Source organism: Microbacterium sp. zg.Y909, assembly GCF_024626565.1.
Map to the genome: position 1 here is coordinate 1 of NZ_JANJFJ010000275.1, position 5,917 is coordinate 5,917.

The 5,917-nt window shown below is 71.6% G+C and carries 5 protein-coding genes; all 5 read left to right on the forward strand.

Annotated features, from left to right (window positions below):
* On the forward strand, window positions 1-2,168 hold a 2,168-nt coding region (gene alaS, locus NQ160_RS16920; RefSeq protein ID WP_257516328.1), incomplete at its 5' end, for an alanine--tRNA ligase.
* Complete coding sequence (ruvX, locus tag NQ160_RS16925) at window positions 2,165-2,638, forward strand: Holliday junction resolvase RuvX (protein WP_257516329.1); 474 nt, start codon at window positions 2,165-2,167, stop codon at window positions 2,636-2,638. The genes alaS and ruvX, both read left to right, overlap by 4 nt.
* On the forward strand, window positions 2,638-4,182 hold the full coding sequence (gene mltG / locus NQ160_RS16930; protein ID WP_257516330.1) for an endolytic transglycosylase MltG: 1,545 nt from the start codon (window positions 2,638-2,640) through the stop codon (window positions 4,180-4,182). Before ruvX ends, mltG begins: the two co-directional genes overlap by 1 nt.
* A 2-nt stretch (window positions 4,183-4,184) precedes the next feature.
* Window positions 4,185-5,024, forward strand: coding sequence for a shikimate dehydrogenase family protein (locus NQ160_RS16935; protein WP_257516331.1), 840 nt, complete (start codon window positions 4,185-4,187; stop codon window positions 5,022-5,024).
* 4 nt (window positions 5,025-5,028) lie between these two features.
* Window positions 5,029-5,917, forward strand: an 889-nt coding sequence (aroC, locus tag NQ160_RS16940) for a chorismate synthase (protein ID WP_257516332.1), incomplete at its 3' end; no start/stop codon positions are given.

Genomic DNA, 5,917 nt, shown 5'->3' on the forward strand with positions numbered 1-5,917 from the left:
CCGGGCCCTGCTCGGAGATCTACTTCGACCGCGGGCCGGCGTACGGCCGCGACGGCGGCCCGGCGGTGGATGACAGCAGGTTCACCGAGATCTGGAACCTCGTCTTCATGCAGTACGCCATCGCCAATGTCACTTCCAAGGTCGACTTCGACATCGTCGGCGATCTGCCCAACAAGAACATCGACACCGGCATGGGTCTCGAGCGCGTCGCCTTCATCAAGCAGGGCGTCGAGAACATGTACGAGACCGACCAGGTGCGCCCCGTGCTCGACCGGGCGATCGATCTCAGCGGCCGCCGCTACGGCGCGGTGCACGAGGACGACGTGCGCTTCCGCATCGTCGCCGACCACGTGCGCTCCTCGCTCATGCTGCTCACCGACGGCGTCACCCCCTCCAATGAGGGACGCGGCTACATCCTGCGTCGCCTCATGCGCCGCGCCATCCGCTCGATGCGTCTGCTCGGCGTCGACGCGCCGACCTTCCCCGAGCTGTTCGCGGCATCGCGCGACGCCATGAAGGACGCCTACCCCGAGGTCGCAGCGGACTACGGCCGCATCTCGGCCTACGCCGTCGCCGAGGAGGAGACGTTCCTGCGCACCCTCGCGTCGGGTTCGACCATCCTCGACATGGCCGTGGAGCAGACGAAGGATGCCGGCAAGACCCGCATCGCCGGCTCCGAGGCGTTCCTGCTGCACGACACCTACGGCTTCCCGATCGACCTCACGCTCGAGATTGCCCAGGAGGCGGGCCTGGACGTCGACCGCGCCGGGTTCGACGCGCTCATGCAGGAGCAGCGCACCCGCGCGAAGGCCGATGCGCGCTCGCGCAAGCGCGCCCTGGCCGATCACAGCGTCTACAGCGCCTTCCGCGCCGCCGGCGAGACCGTCTTCACCGGCTACACCGACCTCGAGTCCGAGTCCCGCGTGCTGGGCCTCATCGTCGACGGCGTCTCGGTCGACCGTGCGCTGGCCGGCCAGACCGCCGAGGTGATCCTCGCCGAGACGGCTCTGTACGCCGAGTCCGGTGGTCAGGTCGCCGACAAGGGCATCATCGTCGGCCCCGGCTTCGAGCTCGACGTGCTCGACGTGCAGCGTCCGGTGGCCGGGCTCATCAGCCACACGGTGCAGGTGCGCAGCGGCGAGGTCGGCGTGGGTCAGCCGGCGACGAGCGTGGTGGATGCCGCGAACCGCCGTGCCGCGCGTCAGGCGCACTCGGCGACGCACCTCGTGCACGCCGCCCTGCGGGACACGCTCGGCAAGACCGCGACGCAGGCAGGCTCGCTCAACCGGGCCGGCTACCTGCGCTTCGACTTCACGTGGGGCCAGGCACTGTCGCCCGAGACGCGCAGCGAGATCGAGGAGATCGCCAACAACGCCGTGCGCGACAACCTCGAGGTCACGACCCGCGTGCTCGCACTCGATGAGGCCAAGGCGCTCGGCGCCCAGGCGCTCTTCGGCGAGAAGTACGGCGACGTCGTGCGCATGGTCGACATCGGCGGGCCGTGGTCGCGCGAGCTCTGCGGCGGCACGCACGTGTCGTCCAGCGCCGAGATCGGGTTGGTGAACCTCGTCGGCGAGTCGTCCGTTGGTGCCTCTAACCGCCGCGTCGAAGCCCTCGTCGGACTCGACGCCTTCCGCGAGCTCGCCGCCGAGCGTGCGATCGTCTCGCAGCTCACGGCGACGCTGAAGACCCCGCGCGACCAGCTGCCCACCCGCATCGCGGAGCTGGCGGCGAACCTCAAGGCGGCCGAGAAGAAGATCGCGCAGTTCGAAGCGCGCGCGCTCGGCGACAAGCTGCCGCAGCTCGTCGCGTCGGCCGAGCGCGTCGGTCGCTTCCAGGTCGTCGCCCAGTCGCTGGGATCCGCATCGTCGGCCGACGACGTGCGCACGCTCGCGCTGCAGGCCCGCGACCGTCTCGGTGCGGATGCCGCTGCGGTCATCGCCCTCGGCGCCGAGGTGTCGGGTCGGCCGGTCGTGATCGTCGCGACCAACGAGGCCGCACGCGCTGCCGGCGCGAAGGCCGGCGTGCTCGCCAAGGGGGCCGCGGCTGCTCTCGGCGGCGGCGGCGGCGGGCGCGACGACGTCGCCCAGGGCGGCGGGACGGATGCCTCGGCACTGCCGACCGCGCTCCGATCTGTCGCCACGGCGCTGGAGTCGCTGTCGGCGTGAGCGGGTTCCGTCGCGGCGTCCGGATCGGGGTCGATGTGGGCAAGGCCCGGGTGGGCGTTGCCCGCAGCGACCCGGACGGGATGCTGGCCACCCCGCTCGAGACGGTGCCGCGCGACGACCACGCCGTGGCGCGGGTGCGAGAGCTCGCGGCCGAGTACGACGCCTTCGAGGTGCTCGTGGGTCTGCCACTGAATCTCAGCGGCAACGACACCCCGTCCACCGCAGACGCCCGGGCGTTCGCCGCCGAGCTGGCCCAGGCTGGATCGACCCCCGTGCGCATGGTGGACGAACGCCTCAGCACGGTCTCGGCGCATGCCGCGTTGAGACAGAGTGGGCGTTCTCAGCGGGATTCTCGTAGCATTGTCGATCAGGTAGCCGCCGTCGTACTGCTGCAGCACGCGCTCGATGTCGAGAAGAACACCGGTCGGCCGCCTGGAAACCCGACGCCCCCGGCCCAGGAGCCCGCCTGATGCCCTCATCTTCGTCACCGTTCGACGATCCGCTCGCCGACCTGTTCGGCAAGCTCCCCGACCCCCGGGGACGCGCGGGCGTCGCCCGGTCGGCGCCGTCGCCCGCGAGCAGTGCCACCGGGCCGCCATCGGAGAAACCGGCCGACGAGGACCCCGATGCGCCAGCGGATGAGACCGCTTCCGAGCCCCACCCCGCGAGCCCTGCGGCGGCCGCAACCGGCGACCGGCCGCTGTCGCGACGGGATGCCAGACGGTCAGCCGCCGCCGCGAGCCCCGCCGCCGCGAGCCCGAGCGTTACCCCGGCCCAAGCCCCGACTCAAGCCCCGACACCGGCCCCGCCGCCGGCGGAGGCGACCGCACCCGCCCCACGCCCCGCGGCCACCGCCCCCCTCGACGCCCTGTTCACCGGTGAGGCGACCAGCGATGACCTGGGCGCACCGCCTCCGCCGCCGGACAAGCGCCGTCGGCGGCGCGGGGGCTGGATCATCCTCGCCCTCCTGCTCGCACTCATCGGCGGCATCGGCGTCGGCGTCGCCTGGGTGTGGAACACCTACGAGGAGCCCATCCGCGAGTTCATGGGCTGGGAGGAGCCGCAGGACTACGAGGAGGGCGAAGCCACCGGAGAAGCGATGGTGACCGTCATCAGCGGTGACAACGGCCGTTCGATCTCGCAGACCCTCTTCGATGCGGGCGTGACCAAAACCCCCGACGCCTTCTACGACTACCTCATCGACACCCGGCAGAACCCGCCCTTCCAGCCGGGCGTGTACCTGCTGCAGCAGAAGATGACCTCGGCGGCGGCGCTCACCGCGCTGCTGGATCCCACAAAGAAGCAGTCGAACACCGCACAGCTGCGCGAGGGCCTGACCGTGGAGCAGTCCCTCCCACTGCTGGCCGACGGCCTCGGACTGCCGATCGAGGACTTCCAGGCAGCCGTGGCGAACCCCGCCGACTACGGGGTGAGCGCCGCCAGCCTCGAGGGGTGGCTTTTCCCGGCGACCTACACATTCGACCCGGGCGCGACGGCCGCCGACGTGATCCGCACCCTCGTCGACCGCACCATCCAGTCGCTCGACAGCGCCGGGGTCCCCGTCGAGCGTCGCGAGGAGATCCTCACGATCGCCTCGATCATCGAGCGCGAGGCCCGGTTCGAAGAGGACTTCTACAAGGTGTCGCGGGTCATTCAGAACCGCCTCGCGCCCGGAAACACCGAGACGTTCGGCCTGCTGCAGATGGACTCCACCGCGCAGTACGGCTACCAGGAGATGCACGACGGCACGGTGAGCTCGTCGCGGGAGGCACTCGAAGACGACAACCCGTGGAACACGTACGTGCACCCGGGCCTGCCCGTCGGACCCATCGCCAACCCCGGCGATCTCGCGATCGACGCGGCGATGCACCCCGCCGACGGACCGTGGATGTACTTCGTCACGGTCAACCTCGACACCGGCGAGACGATCTTCACCAACACCGGGGCGGAACACGAGCAGGCGGTCAAGCAGTGGCAGCAGTGGTGCGCTGACAACCCGGACTCCGGCTGCTGAGCGTGGGGGAGCAGACTGCCCTCGAAGTGTGGGGCGATCCGATCGCGCACAGCCGATCTCCGCAGCTGCACACCGCGGCCTACCGGGCGCTGGGCCTTGACTGGACCTACGGGCGTCGACAGGTGACGGAACAGGGCTTCGCGGCCGAGCTCGCGCACGCCCGTGCCGCGGGTCTGCGTGGCCTTTCGCTGACCATGCCGCTGAAGTGCGCCGGCTTCGCCGCCGTCACCTGGCTCGACCCGCGCGCGCAGCTCACCGGCGCGGTGAACACGCTCCAGCTCGACGCCGACGCCCTGCGCGGCTTCAACACCGACGTGGGAGGCATCGTCCGAGCCCTCCGAGAGGCCGGCATCGAGCGTCTCGACCGCGCCCGCATCGTGGGGGCGGGGGCCACGGCCACGTCCGCGCTCGTCGCGCTGGAGGAGCTCGGCGCACGTCGAGTCGAGGTGGTGGCGCGGCGCCCCGCCGCGGTCGAACCCATGCAGCAGCTGGGAGCGCGGCTCGGCGTCGAGGTCCTCCCGGTCCCGCTCGAGGCTCCGTCCCACGCTGCCGTGCCGGTGACCGTGGCCACGCTCCCGGGAGACGCCCGTGTCGCGCCGACTGCCACCGACGCCCTCGCGCAGGCCGGCGGGCTGCTGCTGGACGTCGTCTACGGGCACTGGCCCACCGCGCTCTCGGAGGCCTGGGAGCGCGCAGGACACGCGGCCCTCTCGGGCGAGGGGATGCTGCTGCATCAGGCGCTGCTGCAGGTGCGCGTCTTCGTCACCGGCGACACGACCACGATGGTGCCCGGGGAGCCGGAGGTGCTCGCCGCAATGCGCCGGGCGCTCGTGGGAGGATAGGCGAATGCTCCGCGTGCTCACTGCCGGCGAATCGCACGGCCCCGAACTCGTCGCCATCATGGAAGGCCTGCCTTCCGGCGTGCCGATCTCGCGCGACGCCATCCAGGCCGACCTCGCCCGCCGCAAGCTCGGCTACGGCCGCGGGTCGCGCATGAAGTTCGAGCAGGACGAGCTGTCGATCTCGGCGGGCGTGCGTCACGGGCTCACGATGGGAAGCCCCATTGCGCTGCGCATCGGCAACACCGAGTGGCCCAAGTGGGTCGAGGTGATGAGCCCCGAACCCGTGGAGCTGACCGACAAGTCCCGCGGCCGCAGCGCCCCGCTCACCCGGCCGCGACCCGGCCACGCCGACCTGGTCGGCATGCAGAAGTACGACTTCGACGAGGCACGGCCCATCCTCGAGCGCGCGAGCGCCCGGGAAACCGCAGCCCGCGTCGCTCTGGGCGCCGTCGCCCGGGCGTTCCTCGGGGAACTCGGCATCCGTCTGGTCAGCCACACCCTGTCGATCGGCCCCGTCCGCGTCCCTGAGGGCGCACCCCTGCCCACCCCCGACGACGTCGACCTGCTCGACGCCGATCCGCTCCGCTGCTTCGACCCGTCCACGAGCGCCGCGATGGTCGCGGAGGTCGACGACGCCCGCAAGGACGGCGACACCCTCGGCGGCATCGTCGAGGTCCTCGCCTACGGTGTGCCGCCTGGGCTCGGGTCCCACGTGCAGTGGGACCGTCGCCTCGACGGCAAGCTCGCCCAGGCACTCATGAGCATCCAGGCGATCAAGGGCGTCGAGGTGGGGGACGGCTTCGAGACCACGCGCCGGCGGGGCTCGGCCGCGCACGATGAGCTGTTCGCGACGGATGCCGGCATCGCCCGGTCCAGCGACCGCGCCGGCGGTA